Annotated in this window: 20 protein-coding genes and 1 other RNA gene; 8 read left to right on the top strand and 13 right to left on the bottom strand. The window is 72.8% G+C overall.

The genetic code is table 11. The annotated features are described in order from the left end of the window. Positions 1-62: 62 nt before the first annotated feature. Positions 63-1,340, top strand: a complete 1,278-nt coding sequence (locus ACF1GV_RS00245; RefSeq protein WP_391676529.1) for an MFS transporter — start codon at positions 63-65, stop codon at positions 1,338-1,340. 159 nt (positions 1,341-1,499) lie between these two features. On the opposite strand, the gene ACF1GV_RS00240 is transcribed toward ACF1GV_RS00245, so the two are convergent. Next, complete coding sequence (locus ACF1GV_RS00240; RefSeq protein WP_391676527.1) at positions 1,500-2,483, bottom strand: alpha/beta hydrolase family esterase; 984 nt, start codon at positions 2,481-2,483, stop codon at positions 1,500-1,502. Between the two features lie 223 nt (positions 2,484-2,706). Between ACF1GV_RS00240 and ACF1GV_RS00235 the strand changes: the two genes are divergently transcribed. Beyond that, on the top strand, positions 2,707-3,774 hold the full coding sequence (locus ACF1GV_RS00235; protein WP_391676525.1) for a haloacid dehalogenase-like hydrolase: 1,068 nt from the start codon (positions 2,707-2,709) through the stop codon (positions 3,772-3,774). 31 nt (positions 3,775-3,805) lie between these two features. Here ACF1GV_RS00235 and ACF1GV_RS00230 read toward each other — a convergent pair whose 3' ends face one another. From ACF1GV_RS00230 to ftsE, 7 genes are all read right to left on the bottom strand, one after another. Then, positions 3,806-4,687 carry a DUF4232 domain-containing protein gene (locus tag ACF1GV_RS00230; protein ID WP_391676524.1) on the bottom strand — a complete coding sequence of 294 codons (882 nt, stop codon included), beginning with the start codon at positions 4,685-4,687 and terminating at the stop codon, positions 3,806-3,808. A gap of 84 nt (positions 4,688-4,771) precedes the next feature. Continuing rightward, a complete protein-coding gene (tsaA, locus tag ACF1GV_RS00225) occupies positions 4,772-5,176 on the bottom strand; it encodes a tRNA (N6-threonylcarbamoyladenosine(37)-N6)-methyltransferase TrmO (RefSeq protein WP_391676523.1) in 405 nt (134 codons plus the stop codon). Positions 5,177-5,294: 118 nt separating this feature from the next. Beyond that, positions 5,295-5,663, bottom strand: a transfer-messenger RNA (tmRNA) gene (gene ssrA, locus ACF1GV_RS00220). Positions 5,664-5,782: 119 nt separating this feature from the next. Continuing rightward, positions 5,783-6,262, bottom strand: coding sequence for an SsrA-binding protein SmpB (gene smpB, locus ACF1GV_RS00215; protein WP_391676521.1), 480 nt, complete (start codon positions 6,260-6,262; stop codon positions 5,783-5,785). A 65-nt stretch (positions 6,263-6,327) separates the two neighbouring features. Continuing rightward, positions 6,328-7,500, bottom strand: coding sequence for a S41 family peptidase (locus tag ACF1GV_RS00210; protein WP_391676519.1), 1,173 nt, complete (start codon positions 7,498-7,500; stop codon positions 6,328-6,330). Positions 7,501-7,568: 68 nt separating this feature from the next. Next, on the bottom strand, positions 7,569-8,486 hold the full coding sequence (gene ftsX, locus ACF1GV_RS00205; RefSeq protein WP_363268708.1) for a permease-like cell division protein FtsX: 918 nt from the start codon (positions 8,484-8,486) through the stop codon (positions 7,569-7,571). Between the two features lie 51 nt (positions 8,487-8,537). Beyond that, on the bottom strand, positions 8,538-9,227 hold the full coding sequence (gene ftsE / locus ACF1GV_RS00200) for a cell division ATP-binding protein FtsE (RefSeq protein WP_361622374.1): 690 nt from the start codon (positions 9,225-9,227) through the stop codon (positions 8,538-8,540). 229 nt (positions 9,228-9,456) lie between these two features. On the opposite strand from ftsE, the gene ACF1GV_RS00195 reads away from it, so the two are divergent. Then, complete coding sequence (locus tag ACF1GV_RS00195) at positions 9,457-9,648, top strand: hypothetical protein (RefSeq protein ID WP_363268709.1); 192 nt, start codon at positions 9,457-9,459, stop codon at positions 9,646-9,648. A 114-nt stretch (positions 9,649-9,762) separates the two neighbouring features. On the opposite strand, the gene ACF1GV_RS00190 is transcribed toward ACF1GV_RS00195, so the two are convergent. From ACF1GV_RS00190 to ACF1GV_RS00175, 4 genes are all read right to left on the bottom strand, one after another. Continuing rightward, positions 9,763-10,689, bottom strand: coding sequence for a hypothetical protein (locus ACF1GV_RS00190; protein WP_391676517.1), 927 nt, complete (start codon positions 10,687-10,689; stop codon positions 9,763-9,765). Between the two features lie 285 nt (positions 10,690-10,974). After that, entirely contained in the window at positions 10,975-12,081 is a 1,107-nt protein-coding gene (prfB, locus tag ACF1GV_RS00185) for a peptide chain release factor 2 (protein ID WP_391676516.1), read from the bottom strand. Positions 12,082-12,813: 732 nt separating this feature from the next. Beyond that, complete coding sequence (locus ACF1GV_RS00180) at positions 12,814-14,061, bottom strand: serine/threonine-protein kinase (protein WP_391676514.1); 1,248 nt, start codon at positions 14,059-14,061, stop codon at positions 12,814-12,816. 118 nt (positions 14,062-14,179) lie between these two features. Further along, positions 14,180-15,901, bottom strand: coding sequence for a protein kinase (locus tag ACF1GV_RS00175; protein ID WP_391676512.1), 1,722 nt, complete (start codon positions 15,899-15,901; stop codon positions 14,180-14,182). A 340-nt stretch (positions 15,902-16,241) separates the two neighbouring features. On the opposite strand from ACF1GV_RS00175, the gene ACF1GV_RS00170 reads away from it, so the two are divergent. The 5 genes from ACF1GV_RS00170 to ACF1GV_RS00150 all read left to right on the top strand — a co-directional run bounded on the left by ACF1GV_RS00170 (position 16,242) and on the right by ACF1GV_RS00150 (position 25,272). Continuing rightward, complete coding sequence (locus ACF1GV_RS00170; RefSeq protein ID WP_391678412.1) at positions 16,242-19,712, top strand: FHA domain-containing protein; 3,471 nt, start codon at positions 16,242-16,244, stop codon at positions 19,710-19,712. A 213-nt stretch (positions 19,713-19,925) separates the two neighbouring features. After that, positions 19,926-21,314: an ABC transporter substrate-binding protein gene (locus ACF1GV_RS00165; protein WP_391676510.1), complete on the top strand. Its 1,389-nt coding sequence runs from the start codon at positions 19,926-19,928 to the stop codon at positions 21,312-21,314. A gap of 4 nt (positions 21,315-21,318) precedes the next feature. Further along, on the top strand, positions 21,319-22,662 hold the full coding sequence (locus ACF1GV_RS00160; protein WP_391676508.1) for a carbohydrate ABC transporter permease: 1,344 nt from the start codon (positions 21,319-21,321) through the stop codon (positions 22,660-22,662). Continuing rightward, entirely contained in the window at positions 22,659-23,573 is a 915-nt protein-coding gene (locus tag ACF1GV_RS00155; protein ID WP_391676507.1) for a carbohydrate ABC transporter permease, read from the top strand. The genes ACF1GV_RS00160 and ACF1GV_RS00155 overlap by 4 nt, the downstream gene beginning before the upstream one ends. 133 nt (positions 23,574-23,706) lie before the next feature. Beyond that, positions 23,707-25,272 carry a glycosyltransferase gene (locus ACF1GV_RS00150; RefSeq protein ID WP_391676505.1) on the top strand — a complete coding sequence of 522 codons (1,566 nt, stop codon included), beginning with the start codon at positions 23,707-23,709 and terminating at the stop codon, positions 25,270-25,272. A gap of 234 nt (positions 25,273-25,506) precedes the next feature. Here ACF1GV_RS00150 and ACF1GV_RS00145 read toward each other — a convergent pair whose 3' ends face one another. Further along, positions 25,507-25,920: an organic hydroperoxide resistance protein gene (locus ACF1GV_RS00145; RefSeq protein ID WP_391676503.1), complete on the bottom strand. Its 414-nt coding sequence runs from the start codon at positions 25,918-25,920 to the stop codon at positions 25,507-25,509. Between the last annotated feature and the right edge of the window lie 66 nt (positions 25,921-25,986).

The following is a 25,986-nucleotide window of genomic DNA, read 5'->3' as shown; positions in this document are numbered from 1 at the left end:
TGCGTGAATCGGTGATGATCAGGTGTTGGACCCCTCGCTCCCTGCCGCGTCAGCCTGGCCGCATGCCGCATACCTCCCCGCCGCCCGCGCCCCTGCCCACCCTGACCGCCGACACCGTCGTCCTCGTCGACTTCACGTCCCGCACGCGTGACCGCCCGCCCGGCCCCTATCGCCGTCTCTTCGCCCGCCGAGGCGCGCTCGCGTTCACACTCGGGAACCTCCTGGCCCGCCTGCCCATGGGCATGTTCAGTGTGAGCGCGGTCGTGATGATCGCCGGGACCCGTGGGTCGTACGCGCTGGCCGGTGCCGTCACCGCCACCGGGCTCGCGGCGACCGCGGTGCTCGCGCCGCGCATCGCGCGCCTGGTCGACCGCCACGGGCAGGCCCGGGTCGCCGTCCCCGCCACCCTGTTCGCGGCGCTGGGCAGCCTGACGCTGCTGCTGTGCGTGCGCACCGGCGCGCCCGACTGGACGCTGTTCGCCGCGTATGCCGCGACCGCGACCACGCCCAACACCGGAGGCATGTCCCGCGCCCGCTGGGCGCACCTGCTGAAGGGGGAGCCGGAGGCCCTGCACACGGCGAACTCCTTCGAACAGTCGGCGGACGAGCTCTGTTTCATGCTCGGGCCGGTGCTGGCGGCGTTCCTGTGCGGGACGTTCTTCCCCGAGGCGGGCACGCTGGTCGGCGCGGCCCTGCTGGTCGCCGGCGTGCTGCTGTTCGCCGCGCAGCGCTCGACGGAGCCGCCGCCGCATCCCCGTACGACCCTCGCCTCACCGCTGCGCACTCCCGGACTGCCGCCGTTGCTGGCCGTGTGCCTGGCGCTGGGCGCGGTGTTCGGGGCGACGGAGGTCGTCACGATCGCGTTCGCGGACGCACACGGGCACCGGGCGGCGGCGGGTGTGGTCCTCGCCCTGCAGGCGGCCGGTTCCTGTGTGGCGGGCCTCGTCTTCGGTGCCGTACGCCCGTCCGGGCCGGCCGAATGGCGCCATCCGTGGTGTCTGGTGGCGATGGCGGCCCTGCTGACGCTGCCTCTGCTGGCGGCGTCCCTGACGGGTTCCCTGCTGGTCCTCGCGCCGGCGCTGCTGATCGCCGGGACGGCCACCGCGCCGACGATGATCACCACGATGACGCTGGTCCAGGAACGCACCCCCGAGGGCCGCATCAACGAGGGCATGACCCTCGCCGTGACGGGCCTCCTCGGCGGCATCGCCTGCGGCAGCGCCACGGGAGGCTGGATGGTGGAACACCTCTCCCCGACAGCCGGCTACGGCGTACCGGTGACAGCCGCAGCCCTGGCCCTCCTCCTCGCCCTGACCCACCAGACCCGGAGGCCGGTGTGAGGGACGGGGCGGCGGCGGGGACCGGCCGGAGAGGCGAGGTGGCGAAGGCGCCGGGGATGAAGTCCGGCCGGGCAGGCGGGGCGGCGGCGGCCCCGGCCACCGTCGCCCTCGTCGCCTGGCGGCACCACGTGCGGTTCGCCCCCGGGTCGGCGACGGTGCTCACCCGGCCGTCAGCCCCCAGGTGAGCGCGAGGCGGTAACCGGCGCACAGCTTGACGTCGAGCAGATACGCGCCGGCGCTCCCGCAGCCGGTGGCGGGGTCGACGGGCTGGCCGTGTCCCATGCCGATGATGCTGTAGGTCTCGACGACGGCCCGTCCGGCGCCGTCCCGGTACACCTGGTGCGGATACCCGGCGACGGTGTCGGAGACGTCGGCGGCCTGGTCGGCGCCCTGCACATCGGTCCACTGCTCGATCAGGTCGGTCATGTTGACGGGCTTGACGGTGTAGTCGGCGGTGCCCTGGAAGACGGTGAGCGTGGGCCACGGCCCGCCGTACCCGGGCCGGGCGGCACGCACCCGGTCGCCCCACTGCCGCGGGGTCTGCGTGGCGCCGACGTACATGCAGACATACGGCGAACCGGCGGCCTGCGCACACCCGTACGGCAAGCCGGCGACCACACCGCCACCGGCGAACTTCTCGGGGTAGGCCGCCATCATCACGGCGGTCATGCCACCGCCGGCGGACAGCCCGGTGACGTACACCCGCGCCGGGTCTCCCCCGGTGTCGGCGAGTTGCCGGTCGACCATCTGGGCGATGGACGCGGCCTCGCCCTGACCGCGCTGGATGTCGCCGGTCTGGAACCAGTCGAAGCAGCTGGAGGGGTTGTTGCCGCTCTGCTGCTGTGGCAGCACGACGGAGAAGCGGTACCGGTCGGCCAGTTGGAGCCACCCGCTGCCGGTGCCGTACCCGGCGGCGTCCTGGGTGCATCCGTGCAGCGCGACGACGACGGGCCGCCCGGCGGGGAGTCCGTCGGGGTCGTAGCGGAACATGCGCAGGTTGCCGGGGTTGGAGCCGAAGCCGGTGACTTCCTGCAGGCCCGGCGCCGCGGCGGCCCGGCCGGGGGTGAGGGAGGTGAGGCCCAGGGCGACCAGCAAGGTCGCCAGGAGGGCGGCGATACGGTGTGCGGCTCTGGTCACAGTCATGGGCAGGGACGGTAAGAGCCGGGCCGTCGGGCCGACATGGGGCGGCCCACCACAATCGGACGGCCGTCGTGTGGGTGTGTCGTACGTCTTGACAGGGACCCTCCGGCGACGGTTCCCTTCGTTGCCCATAGGGCAAGTTATTGCGCGATACGAAACTCGAAACCCGAAGAGAGGGGCCGAGATGGCCGTCACCCGGCGTCGTCTGCTCAGTGCGGTATCGGTCGTGGGTGCGGTGACGGCCGTTCCGGTTCCGGCGCGGGCATCGGACGGGCCCGCGCCCGGCCACCGGGGCGGAGGACGGGCGCGGCTGACGCACTGGCCCGCGGAGCAAGCGCGCCGGCTGGAGCGGCTCATCGCCGAGCACGCGGGGCGCGACGCGTACGCCGTGTTCGACGCCGACAACACCATCTGGCGCCACGACCTCGAAGAGGCCCTGCTCCCCTATCTGGAGATGAAGGGCGCGCTGAGCCCGGAGTCGATCGACCCGTCGCTGCGGCTCATTCCGTTCCGGGACAGCGAGAGCCTGTACTCGTACTACGTGCGGCTCTGCGAGATCGACGACAAGGTCGGCTACCCCTGGATCGCGCAGGTGTTCGCCGGTTTCAGCCTGCGGCAGCTCAAGACCCGCGTCGACGAACTCTTCGCCCGCACCGACCCCATCCCGGTCACGTACTACGACGGCGACACCCTCGTGCACGACACCGTCGACGCGCCGCGGATCTACCCCGGCCAGCGCGAACTCCTCAACGCGCTGCGGGAGCACGGGATCACGCCGTACGTCATGACCGCCGCGCACGAGGAGCTGGTGCGCATGGTCGTGTCCGACCCCCGCTACGGCCTCGGTGTCGAGCCGCAGAACGTCATCGGCGTCACGACGCTGCTGCGCGACCCCGCGACGGGTGAACTGACCACCGCCCGCAAGCAGATCGAGCAGGGGCACTTCCTGGACGCGGAGTACCCGGCGAGCCGGCACGCCGGCATGGTCGTGACGCCGTACCTGTGGACGCCGGCCACGTGGTACGTGGGCAAGCTCGCCGGCATCAAGGAGTACATCGACCCATACCGGCGGCCCGCCCTCGTGGCCGGGGACTCCCCGTCGGACTGGTTCATGCTCTTCGACACCGATGTGCGCTCCGGGGGCCTGCGGCTGTGGGTCAACCGCAAGCAGAAGTACACCGACGCGCTGGAGACCGAGAAGGCCGGGCGCACCGACCAGCAGAAGGCAGCCGGTGTCCCGGTGGACGCCGACCGGGGCTGGGTGGTCGTCAAGCCCGCGGAGATCGGCGGCTGACTGCGGTCGCCGGGCCCGGGGGGGCGTCTCGCTAGGCGCCCGGATCCCGCTTCCACGGTCCCACGCCCAGCTTGCCCGTCGTGCCCAGGTCGAGTTCCGGGGTCACCGTGATCGGCTCGGCGCCCGGCTTCGCCCGTACACGGACGTACGGGGCGTTCACCGCCTCACCGAAGCCGGTGGTGTTGCGCCAGGTCATGACGGCCGCCGCCCGCTGTCCGGGTGCCAGGGCGAGCGGCGCCGGGGCTCCGTCCGCGCCGGTGCCGGAGGCGATCTCGTCGCCGCCGTGCAGGACGCGGACCGTGTCCAGCGGCTTGTGGTCCTCGTCGAGGAGCTGGAGCAGGGGGTAGCCGTCGAGGCGGTAGGTGCCGGTGCCGCAGTTCTCCAGGTGCAGCCCCACGACCCTCAGGCCCATCGCCGCGTCGCCCCGGTCGGCGTACACCCGCACCCCGGAGGGCGGACACGGGCCGCTCTGCGAGGGCGCCTCGGCGGACGGGACACTGCGCACCTTCAGGACTTTCGCGCCCGTCACATCGCCCGTCCCGTACGGCGGCCCGGCCGTCCGCCGGACCGTCGCACCCGGGGCCACCCGCTCCACCGTCTGCGTCACGTTGGCGAGCGCGCCGGCGGAGCCCGCAAGGAAGCTGAGCGTGACCGTGTACGTCATCTCGGCACCGGTGCGGTTGGTGACCTCGTACGTGACCGTGGAACCGGTGCGACCGCAGGCACCGCCCCGGCCGGAGGCCGGGAGCGCGGTGATCCGCACCCCGTCCTTCTCCTCTCCCGCGCCGGTCGCCGGTGAGGGCGAGGGGCAGGGGGGTGCGCCGGCCGAACCGTCCGCCGTCCGGGTGCCGCACGCCGAGAGCAGCAGGGCGACGGCCAGGACGGCCGGGGCCGCGAGGTGGGTGGTCCGCATCCGGTCACCCCATCAGGGCCCCGGCCGGGCGGCTGTGGCGGAAGCCACTGCTCCGGTCACAGGGGTGTCACAGACCGGCGCCCCTCAGCGCTCCGGTGTCAGGACGGGCTTGATGTCGAGGATGGGGGTGCCGTCGATGGTCTCCAGGTTGCGCACATGGATGCGCGTGCCGGACACGGTGAGGACGCGGACGGTGTGCAGGCCGATCGGGTTGGGGCGGTCCGGCGCGCGGGTGGCGAAGACACCGGTGAGCGGCCGGGCGGCGTCGTCACGCGGGCGCACCGTGAGCGTGTCGCGGTCGGCGCGGTCGAGCCAGGTCAGCAGCACGACGTCGGCGCCCTCGGTGAGACCGTCGAGCGCGGCGGCGTACCGCTCGTCGACGACGAGCCAGGCGTCGGGCGCTCCCTCGTCGGGCTGGCGGGGCGCCGCGGCCCGGTCCGTGAGCCGGGACTCGACGCGTCCGATCGGGCGCAGTGTGTATGCGGTCACGATGCTCGACCCCTTCCGTACCCGTACAGGTCTGTACAGGTACATGTACGCATGGCGAAGGCCCCGCCGCTCGAAGCGGCGGGGCCTTCGCCCACATGGGGTGATCCCCGGAGGGATCTCGTGGAGATGGCGGGAATCGAACCCGCGTCCAACGGTGCGGAATCAGGGCTTCTCCGTGTGCAGTCCGCTGCGCTTTTCTCGGCCCCGGAGATCACGCGGACAAGTCTCCGACGGGCTCAGTCACTGTTTGATTTCCCTCTTCACCCCGTGACCGGGATCAAGGTTTAGTTCCCTAGCTGATGCCAGGATCCGGGTCGGGAACAGCCCCGGGCTGACACTTCGCAAGTCGCTACTTAGGCAGCGAGGGCGAAGGAATCGCGCTTGGTGTTGGCGATTATTTTTTTCGGCCTGTGGTTTACGAGATCATGGCCGCTTCCTCGACACGCTTCCCCTGCTTCGACAGCCGCTGTCGAAACCGATCATCCCCATGTTGATTTTTCAATGAGCACACCGGGCATCACGTCCGGTGCTACCTGCCATCGTACGTGACCAACGCCGGGGGATGCCAGCCTATTCCCCGGCCAGGGCCGACCCGCCGGACAGGCGCTACGCCCGCTGCTTGCGCCGTACCGCCGAGATCGCGCGCTCGGTCTCGCGGCGGTCCTGCTTCTCGCGCAGCGTCTGCCGCTTGTCGTACTCCTTCTTGCCCTTCGCCAGCGCGATCTCGATCTTGGCCCGGCCGTCCTTGAAGTACAGGGCGAGGGGCACGATCGTGTGACCCGTCTCCTGGGACTTCGACTCCAGCTTGGCGATCTCCTCGCGGTGCAGCAGCAGCTTGCGCTTGCGGCGGGCGCTGTGGTTGGTCCAGGTGCCCTGGCTGTACTCCGGGACGTGCACGTTGTGCAGCCACGCCTCGTGCTGGTCCAGCTGCACGAAGCCGTCGACCAGCGACGCCCGCCCCTGGCGCAGTGACTTCACCTCGGTCCCGGTGAGGACCAGACCGGCCTCGTAGGTGTCGATGATGAGGTAGTCGTGCCGCGCCTTCTTGTTCTGCGCGATCAGCTTGCGCCCTTTTTCCTTAGCCATAGTGCCCACCATTTTCGCACCACACCGGGGGTGCGCGGGAAGCGGATTAACCCGGCCCGCACGATCTACGTGGTGTCGCCCAGTCCGCTGAGCACCGTCCGGGCCCGCCTCAGCGCCTCGCCGTCGGCCTCCAGGTCCGGCGTGATGCCGGCGCCGTCGACGCCGCGGCCCGAGGGCGTGCGGTAGTGCCCGACGGTCAGCTCGGCCACGGAGCCGTCCGGCAGCCGGCTCGGCATCTGCACCGAGCCCTTGCCGAAGGTGCGCGACCCGACGACGACGGCGCGGCCGCGGTCCTTCAGGGCGCCGGTGAGCAGTTCGGCCGCGCTCATCGTCCCGCCGTCGACGACCGTGACCAAGGGCCGGGCCGTGTCGCCGCCGGGCGCGGCGTGCAGGACGCGCGGGGCGCCGTCCACGTCGTAGGTGGCGACCAGGCCGCCGTCGAGGAAGACGGACGCGGTGTCCACGGCCTCGGTGACCAGGCCGCCGGAGTTGCCGCGCAGGTCGAGCACGATCCCGGCGTCGGCCGGCGCCCGCCGTACCGCGGCGCGGACCTTGTCGCCGACGCCCTTGGTGAAGGAGGCGATCCTGATCACGGTGATGCCGCCGGGGAGCGTGCGGACCGTCACCGAGTTCGTCGACAGCCGGGCGCGGCGCAGGGTGAGCGTCCACGCACGCGTGCCGCGCTCCAGGCCGAGCCTGACCGGCGTACCGGCTCCGGCGTCGGTGGCGTCGCCGCGCAGCAACGAGACGACGTCGGTGACGGGGCGGCCGTCGACCGCGTGCCCGTCGATGCTGCGCAGCCGGTCGCCCGCGCAGATGCCGGCCTCTGCCGCCGGCGACCCGGCGCTGACCTTCGTCACCTCGATACGGCCGCCCCGCTCGCGCCGCGCCCACAGGCCGACGCCCGTGTAGCGGCCATCGAGGGCCTCCTGGAACTCCTCGTACTCGCCCTGGGAGTAGACGGCGCCCCAGCGGTCCCCGCTGCGGCTGACGGCCCGTTCGGCGGCCTCCGTCGGGGACTTGCCGTCGGCCATCGCCTCGGCGGCGGCCCGGGCTACCTCCTCGTGGCGCCCGCCGGGACCACCGGCCGTGCGGACCGTCTCCGCCGTGGTTACGCGGTCGGTGCCGGGCAGCGACCCGGTCGCCGCTCCCGCGACGAGCACGCTCGCGAACACCAATGCCAGGGTGGCCCCGCGGCCGATGCGGCGGGGCTGACAGAACAGGTCACGACCTGACATGGCGGTGAGTCTAGGACAACGACGAAGGGCCGCAGGGGCTCTTGCCCCCGCGACCCTCTTGGCGTGCGTCACACCTTCAGATACTTGCGCAGCGCGAAGAACGCGGCCAACGCGGGCATCAGGAAGCTCGCGGCGAGGATGAGCGGCAGCTTGGTCAACACCGCGTCCCAGCCGACGAAGTTGATGAGCGGCAGCTTCTGCGCCAGCGCCACACCGTGGTCGATGACGAAGTACTGGCCGAGGACCAGGAACGTACAGGCGACCGTGCCGCCGATCACCCCGGCGACGGCCGCCTCCATGATGAACGGCGCCTGGATGTACAGGCCGGACGCACCGACCAGCCGCATGATCCCGGTCTCCCGCCGGCGGCTGAACGCCGAGACGCGGACGGTGTTGACGATCAGCAGCAGCGCCACCGAGAGCATCACCAGCATCACGCCGCGCGCGCCGAGGTTGAGATAGCCGAGCAGCGTGAACAGGTTGTCCAGGATGCCCTTCTGGTCCTGGACCGACTGCACGCCGTCACGCCCGTTGAAGGCGGTCGCGATGACCTGGTACTTCTCCGGGTCCTTCAGCTTGATCCGGTACGACTCCTGCATCTGGTCCGGCGTCAGGGAGCTGGCCAGCGGGGAGTTGCCGAACTGCTCCTTGTAGTGCTTGTACGCATCGTCCTGCGACTCGTACACGACCTTGTCGACGACCGACATCTTCTTCAGGTCGTCGAGGATCTGCTTCTTCTGGTCCGCGGTCACCGCGCCCTTGGCACAGTTGGGGTCGGACTCGGCGTCGCTCTTGTTGCAGAGGAAGATCGAGACGTTGACCTTGTCGTACCAGAAGCCCTTCATCTGGCTCACCTGGTCGCTCATCAGGAGCGAGGCGCCGAACAGGGCGAGCGAGAGGGCGACGGAGACGATGACCGCGAGGGTCATCGTCAGGTTGCGGCGGAGACCCACACGGATCTCCGACAGGACGAACTGGGCGCGCATGGCGGCTGGTTATGCCTTTCCGTGGCTTGGATGCGGTCTCGTACGCGTCGGTCAGTGCTGGTAGCCGTAGACGCCGCGGGCCTGGTCTCGGACGAGGCGTCCCTTCTCCAGCTCGATGACGCGCTTGCGCATCTGGTCCACGATGTTCTGGTCGTGCGTCGCCATCACGACGGTCGTGCCCGTCCGGTTGATCCGGTCGAGCAGCTTCATGATGCCGACGGAGGTCTGCGGGTCGAGGTTGCCGGTGGGCTCGTCGGCGATCAGCAGCTTGGGCCGGTTGACGAACGCCCGCGCGATGGCGACGCGCTGCTGCTCACCACCGGACAGCTCGCCCGGCATGCGGTCCTCCTTGCCGCCGAGCCCGACCAGTTCCAGTACCTGCGGCACGGACTTGCGGATCTCGCCGCGGGACTTGCCGATGACCTCCTGCGCGAAGGCGACGTTCTCGGCGACCGTCTTGTTCGGCAGCAGGCGGAAGTCCTGGAAGACGGTCCCCAGCTGGCGGCGCATCTGCGGCACCTTCCAGTTGGAGAGACGCGCGAGGTCCTTGCCGAGGACGTGCACCTGTCCGTGGCTGCACCGCTCCTCGCGGAGGATCAGCCGCAGGAAAGTGGACTTTCCGGAGCCGGAGGACCCCACGAGGAACACGAACTCGCCCTTCTCGACCTCCAGGGAGACATCCCTGAGGGCGGGGCGGGTCTGCTTGGGGTAGACCTTGGAGACATTGTCGAATCGGATCACGGATGCACCACGGGTCGCCGGGGGTAGATGAGCGTGACCATACGCGAAGCGAGTGTGGCGGCGCAGTCACCGGTAACGGTTGAGCGAGGCTTGTACGTTTTTGTACGGAACATTGCAACGCGGCGTCCCCGGCGCACCCTCCGCGGGAACCTGGCACAGTGGTAGGGGGAACGTTCGCGTTTCCGTATGCGTTGTACGGGACAGAAACCGGTTCAAGGAGGGCGAGCGCATGACGTACGACCGGCTGGTGTGCGCGAGCTGCGCGGCGCCCGTGAGCGAGGGCCGGTGCCCCGTGTGCCGTGCGAACCGCCAGCGGCTGCAGCAGGAGAACTTCTTCGCCGGGCTCAACCCCGTGGCGCTGATCGCACTGCTGGCCGCGCTGATCGCGGCGGTGGCGCTGCTGGCGCACCAGACCGTGTAGCAGGCGGTCACCGAACGCCAGGACGACGACCGAGGGCCCGGAGCTGGATGCTCCGGGCCCTTCGTCGTGCGTGTACGGCCGGCTGCGTTACCGCCGGTGCCGGTGCCGCTACCGTCAGGCGGCGGCAGCGCCGCGGCCTGCGGCGAGACGCGGCAGGATGCGGAAGCCGATACCGCCGGCGATCATCGTGGCGGCACCGATGACCAGGAACGCGGTCTGACCGGCACCGGTCTCGGCGAGCTGGCCGCCCTTGCCCTGGGCGGAGGCGGCGGAACCGCCGGTGGAGGAGGTGGCCTCACCGGTGTCGGTCAGGGCCGAGGAGCCCTCTTCCTGGGTGGAGCTGCCACCGTTGGGGTCGGTGTGGTCGCCACCGGTGGTGGAACCGCCGGTGGCGGAGCCGCCGGTGGCGGAGCCGCCGCCCGTGGAGCCGCCGGCGGTGGAGCCGCCGCCCGTGGAACCGCCGGTGGTGGAGCCGCCGCCGGTGGTGGAGCCACCGGAAGCGCTGCCGCCGCCGCTGCCGGACCCACCGGAATTGCCGGAGCCGCCGTTGGACGAGCCACCGCTGTTGGCGCCGCCGTTGGAGGAGCCACCGCCGTCGGTCGTGCCACCGTCGGTGGTGCCGCCGTCGGTCGTACCACCGTCGGTCGTACCACCGTCCGTGGTGCCGCCGTCGGTGGTCCCACCGTCCGTGGTGCCACCGTCGGTGGTCCCACCGTCCGTGGTGCCGCCGTCGGTCGTGCCGCCATCGGTCGTACCACCGTCGGTGGTGCCGCCGTCCGTGGTGCCACCGTCCGTGGTGCCACCATCGGTGGTGCCGCCATCGGTCGTGCCACCGTCGCCGCCGCCGATGACGCCGCCGATCGCGCCGCCGTCGGTGGTGCCACCGTCCGTCGACCCGCCGTCCGAGCCGGTGCCTGCGACGTTGACGCCGATGTTGAGGTCGAGTGCGGAGGCGGCGCCCGCCGCCGTCAGGGACGCACCGGCCGCGATCACGGCGCCGGCGGCAATCCGCGCGACGCGGATCCGCGTCTTCTTGGTCATGTGGTTGCTACCCCCAGTAGCTGATCGTCAGTGAGGCGGCGCTCGGGACGGTGATCGACGGAGGAGGCAGCACGTTTGCTCACGTTCCCCCGGTTCACATGCGCCCCAGAAATACGCATGCCGCGCCCAACCCTTCCCATTTTTCAAAGCAACGTCAAGGCCGTTGCGGGCACGATGTCCGAATAAGGGGATCTTTGCAGTGAGTTGGCGAGTGTGAGCGTGCTGTAAAAGCTGGACAAACGACAACCGCCCCTACGCGAGGGGCGGTTGGCTTTGTCGATAAACTTACTTCTCCTGCTGCTTGCGCCAGCGAATTCCGGCCTCGAGGAAGCCGTCGATCTCGCCGTTGAAGACGGCCTCGGGGTTGCCGACCTCGTGCTCGGTCCGCAGGTCCTTCACCATCTGGTACGGGTGCAGGACGTACGAACGCATCTGGTTGCCCCAGGAGTTTCCGCCGTCGCCCTTGAGGGCGTCCATCTTGGCCTGCTCCTCCTGCCGGCGCCGCTCGAGCAGCTTGGCCTGGAGGACGTTCATCGCGGTGGCCTTGTTCTGGATCTGCGAGCGCTCGTTCTGGCAGGAGACCACGATGCCGGTCGGCAGGTGCGTGATGCGCACCGCGGAGTCGGTGGTGTTGACGCCCTGGCCGCCGGGGCCGGAGGACCGGTACACGTCGATGCGCAGTTCGGACTCGTCGATGTCGACGTGGTCGGACTGCTCGACGACGGGGAGGACCTCGACACCCGCGAAGGAGGTCTGGCGGCGGCCCTGGTTGTCGAAGGGCGAGATGCGCACGAGGCGGTGCGTGCCTTGCTCGACGGAGAGGGTGCCGTAGGCGTACGGGACGTGCACCGCGAAGGTGGTCGACTTGATGCCGGCCTCTTCGGCGTACGACGTCTCGATGAGCTCGGTCTTGTAGCCCTTCTGCTCCGCCCACCGCAGGTACATCCGCTGCAGCTTCTCCGCGAAGTCGGCGGCGTCGACGCCGCCCGCCTCGGCCCGGATGTTGACGAGCGCCTCGCGGGAGTCGTACTCGCCGCTGAGCAGCGTGCGGACCTCCATCTCGTCCAGCGACTTCTTGACGGACACGAGCTCGGACTCGGCCTCGGCGCGGGTGTCCGGGTCGTCCTCCTCCTCGGCCATCTGGAAGAGCACGGCGAGATCGTCGATCCGCGAGCGCAGGGCCTCGGCCTTCCGCACCTCGGCCTGGAGGTGGGAGAGCTTGCTGGTGATCTTCTGCGCCTCGTCCGGGTTGTCCCACAGGGACGGCGCGGCCGCCTGCTCCTCGAGCACGGCGATGTCTGCCCTCAGCTTGTCGAGGTCCAGGACGGCCTCGATCGACTCCATGGTCGAGGAGAGGGACTTCAGCTCTTCGGATACATCGACGACTGCCACGCCTCCAGCGTAACGGCTCCACCGTCCGACCTACGCCGGTCGGCCGCCCCGGCCCACAAGGGAGGACCGTCACCGCCGGTCAGAGCGCCCTTACGGCCTTACGGGGTGCGGGGCGAAGGGGCTGGGGAGAAGGGCCCGGGGCGAAGCCCCCGGCTGGGGCGGGCCACCGCACCGGGGCCGGGGCAGATCCCTGCCGGGGTCGGGGCAGGTCCCTGCCGGGGTCGGGGCAGGTCCCTGCCGGGGTCGGGGCAGGTCCCTGCCGGGGTTCGGGCAAAGCCCCTGGCAGGGGCCGGGCCGACACTCGGGGACCGGGGCAGACCCCCCGGGGACCGGGCGGAGCCCCGCCGGGGTTCGGGGCGGAGCCCCGTGGGGGTCCGGGGCGGAGCCCCGTGGGGGTGACTCTTGCGCAAGAGAGTCGGGTGGGTGGGTGGGAAACGCCCCGGGGTCCAGGGGGCGGAGCCCCGGGCAGTGGCCGTGTCGCCACACCGGGGTCCGGACAGACCCGCACCGGGGTCCAGGGCGGAGCCCCGTGGGGGTGGCTCTTGTGCAAGAGAGTCGGATGGGCGGGTGGGAAACGCCACGGGGTTCAGGGGCGGACCCCCTGGCGGGGCCCGGGGCGGCGCTCCGGGGCGGTCACAGCGGCGCGCGGGCCGGGGACAGCCCAGGTCACAGCGGCGCGCGGGCCGGGAGCAGCCCAGGTCACGGCGGCGCGCCGACCGGGCACAGCCGAGGTCACGGCGTCACCGGCGCCGAGTTCTTCGTGTCCGGCGAGGAGGCGCCGTCGTCGTCGGACACGGCCGCCCACGCCCCGACCCCCACCGCGGCAGCGACCAGCACCCCGGCCACACCCAACGTCACCCGGCGCCGCCGTACGGCCGTCGCGCGGTTGCGGGCGGAACCGGGGCGGGGGGCGCCCGCGGCACGGGGCGCGCGGGCCGTGCCCAGGGCGCCGCCGGCCAGCTCGTCGGGACCCGGCACCCTCATCGACGTATGCGTGTCCCGGTTGGAGTCCGGCGCCGCGCCCCGGACCAGGGGGACGGCCCCGCGGCGGGTCCGGACGGCGGCCCCTTCCGGCTCCGCCGTACCGTCGCCGTCCTCGGTCTCCTCGTCGCCCTCCGCCTCCGCGTCCGGCTCGTCGACGTCCAGCGGCGGCAGGCCGGCCAGTATCGGTAGCTGCTCCCGCAGCCGTACCGCCAGCTCGGAGGCGCGCAGGCGGGACGCCGGGGCCTTGGCCAGGCACTGGACGAGCAGCTGCCACAGCTCCTCCGGGATGCCGGGCAGTGGCACCACCGTCTCGGTGACATGGCGCCGCAGCACCGCCCCCGGATGCCCGCCGCCGAACGGCGTGAAGCCCGCCAGCAGCTCGTACAGGACCGTCGCGAGCGCGTAGATGTCCACCGCCGCCCGCGGCGGCAGGCCCTCCACGATCTCGGGGGCGAGATAGTCCGGCGTACCGATGATCTTCGTGGCGCGGGTCCGCTTCGGGGTGTCGATCAGCTTCGCGATCCCGAAGTCCGTCAGCAGGGCCCGGTGCGAGCCGCCGGGGCCGAGCGGGCCCTGCATGTCGAGCAGCACGTTCTCCGGCTTGACGTCCCGGTGGACGACCCCCGCCGCGTGCGCGGCGGCGAGCCCCTCGGCGACGTCCGCCACGATCGACACGGCCGCCGCCGGCGCGAGGCGCCGCTCGCGCTCCAGCCGCGTCCGCAGGTCCGTGCCGCGCACAAGGTCCATGACCAGCGCGAGATCGTTGCCGTCGACGACCAGGTCCCGCACCGACACCACGTTCGGGTGCTCCAGACCGAGCAGCGCCGTGCGCTCCTGCACGAAGCGGCCCACGAGCTCCTCGTCGGACGCGAGGTCCTCACGCAGCAGCTTGATGGCGACGGGCCCGTCGGGGCCCTCGCCCAGCCACACCGTTCCGGCGCTGCCCCGGCCGAGGATCTGGTGGGCGGTGTACCGGCTGCCGATCTTCCGTGCCAAGACTGCTCCTACAGACGCGTGTTGTCGCTAAAACTACGCGTCCGAGGAGCCGGCGTTCACCGCGGAGACGGAAATCACCCGTCTGTTGTCGACAAATCCCCAGACTCGTGCCGACGGGTCAGCTGCCGCTGCCACCCGACGAACCGCCGGAGGAACCGCCCAGATCGCCGATCCAGCCGGTCACGGTGTCGTACCAGTGCTTCAGCTCGCCCCAGTAGGTCCGACCGGTCCCGATCCAGTCCTGCAGCGGGGTGAACTCCCAGATCATCCACCCGGCGACGAAGAGGATGACGATCACGAACAGGCACCCCTTCAGGCAGCCGAGCCCGGGGATCTTCATCGGGTTGGCGCTGCGCTGACGCGCCGGCCGCGGCTCGCGCACCGGCCGCTGCGGCTGCTGGGGCGGGGTCGGCGGGGCGTACTGCTGCGGCTGCTGGCCCTGCGGGTAGCCGTAACCCTGCTGGTAGCGCGGTTGACGGCCCTGCGGGGCGGGCTGCTGCTGCGGGCGCGGCGCCGGCTGCTGGGGCCGGGCGACCTGCCGCTGGGGGCGGCGGCGCAGCGGGTCGTCGTTCGGGTCGAGGTACTGGATCTGCGTCTGCTCGTTGCGGTCGCGGGCGGCGCGCAGCTGGGTCTGCCAGGGGTGCGGCTGGTCCGGGCCCTGCTGCCCCTGCCGGCCGTACTGTCCCTGTCCCTGCTGCCCCTGCTGTCCGGGCTGGTGCGGCGGGACGGGCGGCAGGACGGCCGTCGGGTCGGCCGCTCCGGCGCCCGGGCCGGTGTTCGGCAGGACGGCGGTGGGGTCGGCGGCGCCGGCCGGGCCGGCCGTGTGCGGCAGGACGCTGGTCGCGCCGTTCGGGTCGTACGCCCCGGCGCCGTGCGGCAGCACCTGCGTGGGGTCGGCGGCCCCGGGCACGCCCGGTACGGCGGTGGGCGCGGGGTCGGGAGCGAGCAGGGCGCCGACGCCCTCGGCGGCGGCGATCTGCGCGGAGCTCGCGTGCACGCCGACGCCCTCGGCGACGACCCGCAGTCCGCGGGCGAGGTTGACGGCGCTGGGCCGCTCGTCGGGGTTCTTGCGAAGGCAGCGCTCGATGACCGTCCACAGCGGGTCGGGGACGGTGGAGGGGCGGCGCGGCTCGGCGCTCAGGTGCTGGTGGAGGACCTCCAGCGCGCTGGAGCCGGAGAACGGCGGGCGTCCGGTGACCAGCTCGTACAGCAGGATGCCGGCGCCGTAGATGTCGACGGCGGAGGTCTGCGGGCGTCCCTCGGCGGACTCGGGGGCGACGTACGCGGGCGTGCCGACGAACTCGTGGGTGCGGGTGAGGCCGGGCGAGTCGGCCAGGCGGGCGATGCCGAAGTCGGTCAGCATCGGGTGCATCTGGTCGCCGTCCTGCTTGAGCAGGACGTTCGCGGGCTTCAGGTCGCGGTGGACGACGCCGTCGGCGTGGCTGGCGGCGAGCGCGTCGGCGATCTGCGCGGTGAGCAGGGCGGCGGCGACGGGTGTGAGGGGGCCGTTCTCGCGCAGGTAGCGGTGCAGGTCGGGGCCCTCGACGAGGTCCATGACGAGCGCCAGCAGATCGCCCTCGACGACCAGGTCGCGCACCCGGACGATGTTCGGGTGGGTCAGCCGGAGCAGGACGGACCGCTCCCGCAGGAACCGCATCACGACATCGGCGTCGTTCGCCAGCTCCTCCTTGAGGACCTTGATGGCGACGGTCTCGCCGGGCTGGCCCGCCACGGCCGCCTCGGCGCCCGCGGTCTGACGCTGGCTGGCTCGCCAGACGGTGCCCGTGGCGCCGCGTCCGAGCGGCTCCTCGAGCAGGTACTTGCTGCCGACTGGCCGCACGTCACGCGCTCCCTGCTGCTTGCCTTGCCTACGTTCCGACCCACTGTAGTGCCGTGGTGCCGGGCACCGGCGGAGTCGGAGGTCCGTACCTCTTGCGTACGAAAGACGCACGAGGTGGTCTCACGGGTTGCCGAAAGCGGACGTGACCGATCTCAAGCGGTCGCCGCTGCCGCCCCGGTCCAGCACTTTTGCGGGCAGAGCCGACCAATCAAGATCACTTGTTCCGGACGCGTGGGCGTGTTGTCAGCGGCAGGTGCGAGGATGCCTGCAAGCAACTGGCCGTCGTGCTCGTGTGGGGTGGGGGGAGTCCGCGCCCGCGCAGAAGGGACCGCTGACGCCGATGCAGATCCGGCTGACCGTCGTAGATCCGCAGGCCCCGCACCCCGGGGCGCGCGGCCGCGCCGCGAGCTGCGACGTGCTGGTGACGGCCCCCGCGGGCACGGCGCTGGCCGCGGTGGCGTCGGCGCTGGCCGCGGCGGTCCAGGCCGGTGACGGGCCGGTGGTGCTCTACGCGGGCGCCGACCGGCTCGACGCGCAGCGCTGCACGCTGGGCGAGCCCCCGCTCACCGACGGCGCCGTGCTCTCCCTGGGCGTGCCCGCCGACCCCGAACCCCACCCCGAGCTGGACGACGCCCCGGCGCAGCTGCAGGTCGTCGCCGGCCCCGACGCGGGCGGCGTCCATCTGCTGCACGGCGGCGAGGTGCGGGTGGGCCGCTCCGCCGACGCAGACGTCCCGCTCGACGACCCGGACGTCTCCCGGCTGCACTGCGCGGTGACCCTGTCCGCCGACGGCCGCGTCACGGTCGCCGACCTGAACTCCACCAACGGCACCACCCTGGACGGCACGCGCGTGGGCGAGCGCGCGGTGCGCTTCGCGCCGGGCTCCCTGCTCCGCATCGGCGAGTCGGCCCTGCGGCTGGCTCCGCCCGGCGGCCCGGGCACGCGCGTGCCGACCGCGCCGGACGGCGAGGGGCATGTGCGCGTGCGCGCGGCGGGGGACGAGCCGCCGCCCGGTCCTCACCCGCACACGGGCGGCCCCCGGCCGCCCGCCCTCAAGGAACCCGCGACGGTGCCGGGCCAGGGCGGCGCACCCCGTGCCGAGAGCTACGGCAGCGCTGCGGCAGCCCACGCCGACCCTTCCCGTACGACGGTCCCGGGCCCGCCGGTCTCCGGTACGCCGGTTCCGCGCGCCCCCCTGCCCGCCCCGGCCGACCACCCTCGCGCTCTGGACACCCACGGCGGCGCCGTCCCGTTCGGCGCGCTCACCGACACCCAGGAGCCCGCGCCCGCGCCTTCGCACCCGCATGCCCACACCGAGGGCGGCGACGCCGACGGCGAGGGCCGCAGGGGCGGCGGGCGGCGGCGGGGCGGGCTCTCGGCGTGGGCCCGCAGGCTGACCGGCGGACGCGGCGAGCCGGAGGGGGCGCCGGTGCCGGTGGAGGCCGACGGGTCGGCCTACGCGGAGCCGGCCGGCGAGCGCCCCGCCCCGATGCCACCCGTGACGGCCGGCACCGCGAGCGCTCGTGCGGAGACCTGGCCGGACCCGGCGGCGCTGCTGCTCACCGCGCTCGGTCCCGGCCCCCGGCTGTGGGAGCGCGGCCCGGGCCACCCGGAGGCGCTCACCGTCCGGCTGGGCACGGCCGACCGCACCACGCCCGACGGTTCCGCCCTGCTGCCCGCCGTGCCCGTGACGGCCGGTCTGCGCGAGGCCGGGGCGCTGGGGCTGGCGGGGCCGCGCCCGCGGTTGTCCGGGCTGGCCCGCGCGGTGGTCGCCCAGCTCGCCGCCCTGCACTCCCCGGACCTGCTGGAGATCGTGCTGATCAGCGTCGACCGCGCGCGCACGCTCGAGGAGCGCACCGCGGAGTGGGGATGGCTCGGCTGGCTGCCCCATGTCCGGCCCGGGCACGGCCAGGACTGCCGCCTGCTGCTCGCCTACGACCGCGAGCAGGCCGCCGCCCGCACCGACGAACTGCTGCGCCGCCTGGCGGACCACCTCGCCGACCAGCCACCGTCCCGGCCCGGCCCCGGACCCGCCGTACCGGTGACGCCGGACGCTCCGGAGGGCCTCCGGACACCTCCGCGGCGCCCCTCCTGGGCCCGCCCCGACGACGACGCCCAGGGCGACGCCCGGGAAGGCGCCCGGGACGACGGCGCCCAGGGCGGGACGACCGCCTCCCCCGGTCCGTACACCGTGGTCGTCGTGGACGGCGATCCGGGCGGAGCCGGGCTGCGGGAGACGGTGGCGCGGCTCGCGCTGGAGGGCCCGCGCGCGGGCATCCACGTCGTGTGCCTGGCCGAGACGGCCCCGGCCTCCCCCGCCTCCCCGGTGACCGACACGTACGAGGCGGCCTGCGCGGTCGCGCCGACGTTCCGTCAGTGTGGTGCCGTCGCCCTGCTCAGCGGTGACGTGGCGAGCGCGCTGCGCCTGCTGCGGGTGGCGCCCGCACCGCACCCGGCGCCCGTCGGGCACGGCACGGTCGCGGTGGTGGACGCGGTCTCCACGGCCTGGGCCGAGCGGTTCGCGCGGGCGCTGGCGCCGCTGCGGCCGGACGGGTCCGGGGAGAAGCACGCACGCGTGTCGGCTCCGCTGCCGTCGTCGGCGCGGCTGCTGGACGAGCTGGGTCTGGCCCGCGCCACGCCGACGTCGCTGATGGCGCGGTGGGCGGACGCGGCCGATGACGCCGAGGCGCTCGGCGGGCGGGCGTGGGCGGTGCTGGGCGCGGGCCCGCGCGGCCCGGTCACCGTGGATCTGGTCGCCGAGGGCCCGCATCTGATCGTCGAGGGCCCGCCCGGCAGCGGCCGCACCGAGCTGCTGCGGGCCCTGGTCGCCTCGCTGGCGGCGGCCGAGCGGCCCGACCGGCTCGGCATCGTGCTGATGGACGGCCGGGACCGGGTGGGCGGCGCGGGCGGCGACGGCCTGCACGTGTGCCGGGACGTGCCGCACGTCACGACCCACCTGACCGCCAACGACCCGGTGCTGATGCGGGAGTTCGCGCAGTCGCTGAGCGCGGAGCTGAAGCGGCGGGCCGAGTTGCTGGGCCGCTCGGACTTCGCCGAGTGGCACCGGCACCGCGAGGTCTCCGGCCGTCTGTTCGCCCAGCGCACCGCACCGGGCACCCGCACCGCGCAGGGCCTCGCGGGCACCGCGAACCCCGCCGGCGGCTCCCCCGGCACGCCTGCCGGAACACCCGGCACGCCGACCGGCACGCCCGGCGCCGCCGACCTCGACCCCCCGTCCAGCGCCACCCTGCGGCTACGCCCGTCCGCCGCCGCCCGCCGGCAGACGGAAGCCGCTCCCCCGCTTCCCCGCCTCGTAGTGGTCGTCGACGACCTGGACGCCCTGGTCTCGCCCCCGCTGGGCGCGCCGGGCCGGCCCGCCGCCGGTTCGGTGATGCGGGCGCTGGAGGCGGTGGCCCGGGAGGGCGAGCGGCTCGGCGTGCACCTGGTGGCGGCGGCCCACCCGGGGGGCCGTACGGGGGAGTCGGAGCCGGTGCGGGGAGCGGCGCTGCGGATCGTGCTGGAGGCGCCCCAGGCCGGACCGGACGCCCCGTCACCCGGCCGGGGCCGGCTGGCCGGGGCGCGCGGGCGGACCACGACGTTCCAGGCGGGGCGCGTCACGGGCCGTATCCCGCGTACGGCGACGCTGCGCCCCACGGTCGTCCCGCTGGAGTGGCACCGGATGGGCGACCCGCCGGCCCGCCGCCCGGTGCGCGAGCTGGGCAACGGCCCGACGGATCTGGCGCTGCTCGCCAGTGCGTTGCAGAGAGCGGCGAAGGAGGTGTCGGCGGCGCAGGTCCCGTCACTCCTTTAGCCCACGCGCACGGCGCGGCCGAAGAAACACGGGCCGGAGGGCGGGGGTTTCCTCGACCACGGCCTCAGCAACGCTGGAGACCCATCACGACGCGGTCACGATCCTCCGGTTGACACCCGTCGCGCTCTTGCCGACCCCTTTGACCCGGCGTAGACCAGACGGCACGGGGCAAACACTCGATCGTTCGACGACGAACGAAAGAACGGGGAAGTGATGCGCACCACGAGCAGTAGCACCACCCGGAACACCAGGGGAGCGAGGGCCGCAGCGGCCGTTGCCGCGGGCGCCCTGGCCTTCTCCCTCGCCGCGTGCGGGGGCGGCGGCGGCGACAACGACGGCACCAAGGCGGGCGGGTCCACCCCCAGCGCCGGCGACAGCGGCCTGAACCTGCCGAAGCTGAACGGCACGCACCTTGAGGTCGCGGCCGTTTGGACCGGCGCCGAGCAGGCGAACTTCAAGAAGGTTCTCGCGGAGTTCGAGAAGCGCACCGGCGCGAGCGTGACGTTCGTGCCCGCGCAGGACCCGATCATCAACTTCCTCGGTTCCAAGATCGCGGGCGGGCAGCCGCCGGACGTGGCGATGCTGCCGCAGCCCGGCGCCATCAAGCAGGCCGTGGACAAGGGCTGGGCCAAGCCGGTCAACGCGGACACCCTCTCCGAGTTGAGCAAGAACTACTCGCAGGGCTGGCAGAACATCGGCAAGGTGAACGGCAAGCAGTACGGCGTGTACTACAAGGCCGCGAACAAGTCGCTGATCTGGTACAACGCCAAGGTCTTCGAGAACGCGGGCGCGAAAGAGCCCAAGACGTGGAAGGACCTGCTGAACACCGCGCAGACGGTGTCCGACTCGGGTGTCACGCCGTTCTCCATCGGCGGCGCGGACGGCTGGACGCTCACCGACTGGTTCGAGAACGTGTATCTATCGCAGGCCGGTCCGCAGAAGTACGACCAGCTCGCCCAGCACAAGATCAAGTGGACGGACCCGTCCGTGAAGGACGCGCTGACCACGCTGGCACAGATCTGGGGCAAGAAGGACTGGATCGCCGGCGGCCCGAACGGCGCGCTGCAGACGGAGTTCCCCGCGTCGGTGACGCAGACGTTCACCGGCGGTGACCAGCCGAAGGCCGCCATGGTCTACGAGGGCGACTTCGCGCAGGTCAACATCACCGAGACCAAGGCGAAGGTGGGCACGGACGCCAAGGTGTTCCCGTTCCCGACCGTGGGCGGCACCGCGCCGGTGGTCTCCGGCGGTGACGCGGCGGTGATCCTGAAGGACTCCAAGGGCGCCCAGGCGCTGGCGAAGTGGCTGGCCTCGCCGGACGCGGCGACCATCCAGGCCAAGTTGGGCGGCTACCTGTCGCCGAACAAGGGCGTGCCGAACTCGGCGTACCCGAACGAGGTGCAGCGCAAGATCGCCAAGGCGCTGATCGACTCCGGTGACGACTTCCGGTTCGACATGTCCGACCAGGCCCCGCAGTCCTTCGGCGGCACGCCCGGCAAGGGCGAGTGGAAGGACCTGCAGGACTTCCTGAAGAACCCGAGCGACGTCGCGGGCACGCAGCGGAAGCTGGAGGCGGACGCGGCCGCCGCCTACGGGAGCTGACGCCATGGCCTCGGCCACTGCGGCAGGGGTCTCCAAGACCCCTGCCGCTCCTCGCAGGCGCAAGAGCGTGACCGGCACCCGCAAGACCGTGGCGGCGCTGTTCCTGCTGCCCGCGCTGGTGCTGCTGGGTGCGCTCGTGGTGTACCCGATCGGGTACTCGGTCGTGCGCAGCTTCTACGACCAGTCCGGCGACTCCTTCGCCGGCATCGACAACTACAAGGCCCTGTTCACGGACGAGGGCATCCGCACCGCGCTGAAGAACAACATCATCTGGGTGGTGTTCGCGCCGACGATCGCCACCGCCCTGGGGCTGATCTTCGCGGTGCTGACCGAACGGGTGCGCTGGGGAACGGCGTTCAAGCTGGTCGTCTTCATGCCGATGGCGATCTCCATGCTCGCGGCCGGCATCATCTTCCGCCTGGTGTACGACCAGGATCCGGACAAGGGCGTGGCGAACGCGGTGTGGGTGGGCGTGCACGACACGTTCGTGCAGTCGTCGGCGTTCCCGAAGGCCCACCCGGGCCGCACCTCGCCGCTGGTGCCGGAGGGCGGCGGCTTCGTCACGAAGACGCCGGTGCAGTCGGGGCAGCCGGTCCTGCTGCCGCTGGTCGGCGTCGCGCCCGACCAGATGCCCGGCAGCGCCACGAAGGCCGTGGCGCCCAAGGCCGAGCCGGGGAAGATCACCGGCACGACCTGGCAGGACTTCACGCGCGGCAAGGGCGTCGGCAAGCTGGGCTCACCCGACCCGTCCGAGCTCGGGTACGCCGGGATGCGGATCGAGGCGGTCAAGGACGGCAAGGTGGTGGCGTCCACGACGGCCGGCGACGACGGCACGTTCACGCTGCCGGACAAGGCCGCCGGGGCGCAGCTGAGGCTTCCGGCGAGCAACTTCAAGGAGGCGTACAACGGCCTGGACTGGCTCGGCCCGTCACTGGTCACGCCGGCGATCATCGGGTCGTACATCTGGATGTGGGCGGGCTTCGCGATGGTGCTGATCGCGGCCGGGCTCGCCGGGGTGCCGCGCGAGCTGCTGGAGGCGGCGCGGGTCGACGGGGCCAACGAGTGGCAGGTGTTCCGGCGGGTCACGGTGCCGTTGCTGGCGCCGGTGCTCGCGGTCGTGGCCGTCACGCTGATGATCAATGTGCTGAAGATCTTCGACCTGGTCTTCATCATCGCCCCGGGCTCCTCGCAGGACGACGCGAACGTGCTGGCGCTGGAGCTGTACCGCAAGGGCTTCTCCGAGGACCAGCCGGGCATCGCGAGCGCGATCGCGGTGTTCCTGCTGCTGCTCGTGATCCCGGTGATGTGGTTCAACATTCGCAGGCTGCGGCGGGAGGTACGGCGATGACGGCGGACGCCGGCAGGCTGACGCAGGCGGTGCCGCCGCCGGCCGGGGCCGTGAAGGTGAAGCGGTCTCCGGCCTCCCGGCTCGCGGGCTGGGTCAGCGGCGGCGCGGTGCGCGTGTTCCTGATCGTCGTCGGCCTGTTCTGGCTGGTGCCGACGATCGGTCTGCTGATCTCCTCGCTGCGCACGCCCGAGGACATGAACGCCAGCGGCTGGTGGACGGTGTTCAGCAAGCCGTCCCAGCTGACCTTCGCCAGCTACACCAAGCTGCTGGAGAACCCGGACATCACCAACTCGCTGGTCAACACCGTGCTCATCACGGTCCCGGCGACGGTGCTGGTCGTGGTGATCGGCTCGCTCGCGGGCTACGCGTTCGCGTGGATGGAGTTCCCGGGCCGCGACTGGTGGTTCCTCGGCGTGGTCGGGCTGCTGGTGGTGCCGGTGCAGGTGGCGCTGATCCCGATCGCCGGACTGTTCGGCACGCTCGGCCTGTTCGGCACGATCTTCGGGGTGATCCTGTTCCACGTCGGGTTCGGCCTGCCGTTCGCGGTGTTCCTGCTGCGCAACTTCTTCGCGGAGATCCCGCGCGAGCTGCTGGAGGCGGCCCGGCTGGACGGGGCGGGTGAGCTGCGGCTGTTCACTCGGGTCGTGATGCCGCTGGGCGGGCCGGCGATCGCCTCGCTGGGCATCTTCCAGTTCCTGTGGGTGTGGAACGACATGCTGGTGGCGCTGGTGTTCACCAAGTCCGGCACCCAGCCGATCACGGTCGCGCTGCAGACGCAGGTACGGCAGTTCGGCAACAACATCGACGTGCTGGCGCCCGGTGCGTTCATCTCGATGGTGGTCCCGCTGGCCGTGTTCTTCGCGTTCCAGCGGCAGTTCGTGTCCGGGGTGATGGCGGGCGCGGTCAAGTAGCCGCCCCGTCCGGCCGGTTGGGGACGGCGAGGGGTGCGCCCTTCGCCGTCCCCCGGATGCCGTACGGGCCGTAACCCCTCCCCCACCTGGTCCGTTGCCGGGCAAACGCCCGTGCCGAGACCATGGATGCCCATTGCTCAGGTTCAGTGTCATCGCCCCCGCGTGCCTGGAGTCGGTGCTGTCGCAGGCGTACACCGACTGGGAGCTGATCGCGGTCGACGACGGTTCACCGGGCGCGTGCGGAGCGCTGATCGACGAGGCGGCGGCACGCGATCCGCGGGTGCGGGCCGTGCACCTGCCGGAGAACTCCGGCGCGGGCCCCGCCCGCACCACGGGACTGGCCCGCGCCGGCGGCGACCACCTGGTCTTCCTGGACGGTGACGACACCCTCGCGCCGGGCGCGCTGCGCGCGATCGCCGACCGGGTCAAGGAGTCCGGCGAGCCGGACGTGCTGGTGTACGGGCACGCGCGCGTGTCTCTCGACGGGCGGGTGGTGCGGGCGACGCGGGGCCGCCTGCTCACCGAGCGCGGTCCCGCGCCCTTCCGGCTCGAGGACCGTCCCGGGCTGGTAGGCCTGCCGCCGGCGGCGTGGGACAAGGTGTGCCGCCGGGATCTGGCGGAGCGGGTGGGCCTCGCCTTCCCGCCGGGACGGCACGCGGAGGTGCCGTCGTCGTATCCGCTGGTGCTTTCGGCGCAGTCGCTCGCCACGCTGGACCGGGTCTGCGTGCAGCGCCGGGAGCGGCTCCCCCACCGCGGCCTTGGCGACGGCGACCGCGCCGGGCATGCCGACGTCGGCGGGCAGGAGGGCCGTCTCTTCGGGGTCGTCGAGCAGCACGACCGTCTCTTCGCGTTCGTCGAGCGGCACCCGGAGCTTCGGCGGTGGCGGCCGGTGCTGTCGCGCCGGATGTCCGGCCATCTCGCCACGCTCGCCGCCCGCCCGGCGCGGCTGCCGCGCAGCGCCCGCGCGGAGTTCGCCCGCCTGGTCCGCGCCCTGCACCGACGCCGCCGGACGGCCGGTTTCCCGGCTCCCCTGGTCCGGTTCGGGCTGCTGCGCACCGTCCGGGCGCTGCGGCTGGCGGCGACCGCGGCGCGCCGCACCGGCCGGCTCGCCGTACGGCTGGCCCGGGGGCTGCGGGTGGCCGCGCTGCGGCTGCACTACCGCGTCCAGCGGTGCCTGCCGCTGCGCGCCGACCGGGCCGTGTTCACGGCCGAGGACGAGCGCGGGTACGGCGGTGACCCGGGCGCGCCGGAGGCCGCGTTCCGCACCCACGCCCCGCACATCCGTACGGCGTGGATCACGCGCCCCGAGCACGGGCACACCGTGCCGCCGGGCCCGCGCCGCCTCTCCCCCGGCACCGCGGCCTACTGGACGGCACTCGCCCGCTCCGTCCACCTCGTCACGGGCGGCGAACTCGACCGGCGTCTGGCGAAGCGCCCCGGCCGACTGGTCGTCCGCACCGGGCAGGGCACGCCGCTGGGACACGTGGGCCTGGATCTCCTCGACCGCCCGGCCGCCGCCGGGAACCTGGACGCCGAGCGGGCCGTCCGCCGGATCCTGCTCGGTCACGGCGAGACGCGGCTGCCGCCCGTCGTGCCCCTCGCCGAGCGCCGCCCCGTGCCGTCGGCGGGCGGTGCGCACAGCCCGCTCGCCACCGTCCCAGCGCCGCACGGTCCGCGAGCCGCTCTCGACCCCCGCTGAGCGTCACCCGCCGGCCGATCCCCACCGACCGATCACCCTCTGAACGTCCTTGAGGCTCCCGGGAGTTCCCATGCCGTCCAGTCCCTCACGGCCCACGCCGACCCGGCCGCCCATCTGGCGCCCGGCCGGCCGACCCGGCGGCGGCCGCGGCCGGGGAACGCGGGTGCGCCCGCGACTCCCCTGAAGGAGTGCGGGCGCGGGACTGCTCGATGAGACGCGCGGGCGCGCGCGGGACTACTCGATGACCAGGTCGACGGGGATGTTGCCGCGGGTGGCGTTGGAGTAGGGGCAGACCTGGTGGGCGGTCTCGACCAGCTTGCGGCCCGTGGCCTCGTCGACGTGGTCCGGAAGCTCGATACGCAGGGTGACGGCGAGCCCGAAGCCCTCGCCCTGCTTGCCGATGCCGACCTCGCCGGTCACGGCGGCGTCGCTGACGTCCACCTTGGCCTGCCGGCCGACCAGGCCGAGGGCGCTGGCGAAGCAGGCGGCGTAACCGGCGGCGAAGAGCTGCTCGGGGTTGGTGCCCTGACCGTTGCCGCCCATCTCCACCGGGATGGCCAGCTGCAGGTCGAGCCGGCCGTCGGAGCTGACGGCGCGGCCCTCGCGGCCGTGGGTGGCGGTGGCGACGGCGGTGTAGAGCGTGTCCATGGCGGACCTTCCCTCTCGGTGTCGGGGTGACGGCCACCAGTAGAGCACGAAAGTTAGTTGTGCACA

It is taken from the genome of Streptomyces sp. NPDC014006, assembly GCF_043088925.1.
Lineage (GTDB): Bacteria > Actinomycetota > Actinomycetes > Streptomycetales > Streptomycetaceae > Streptomyces.
This window is presented reverse-complemented; position numbering and strand designations above follow the sequence as displayed.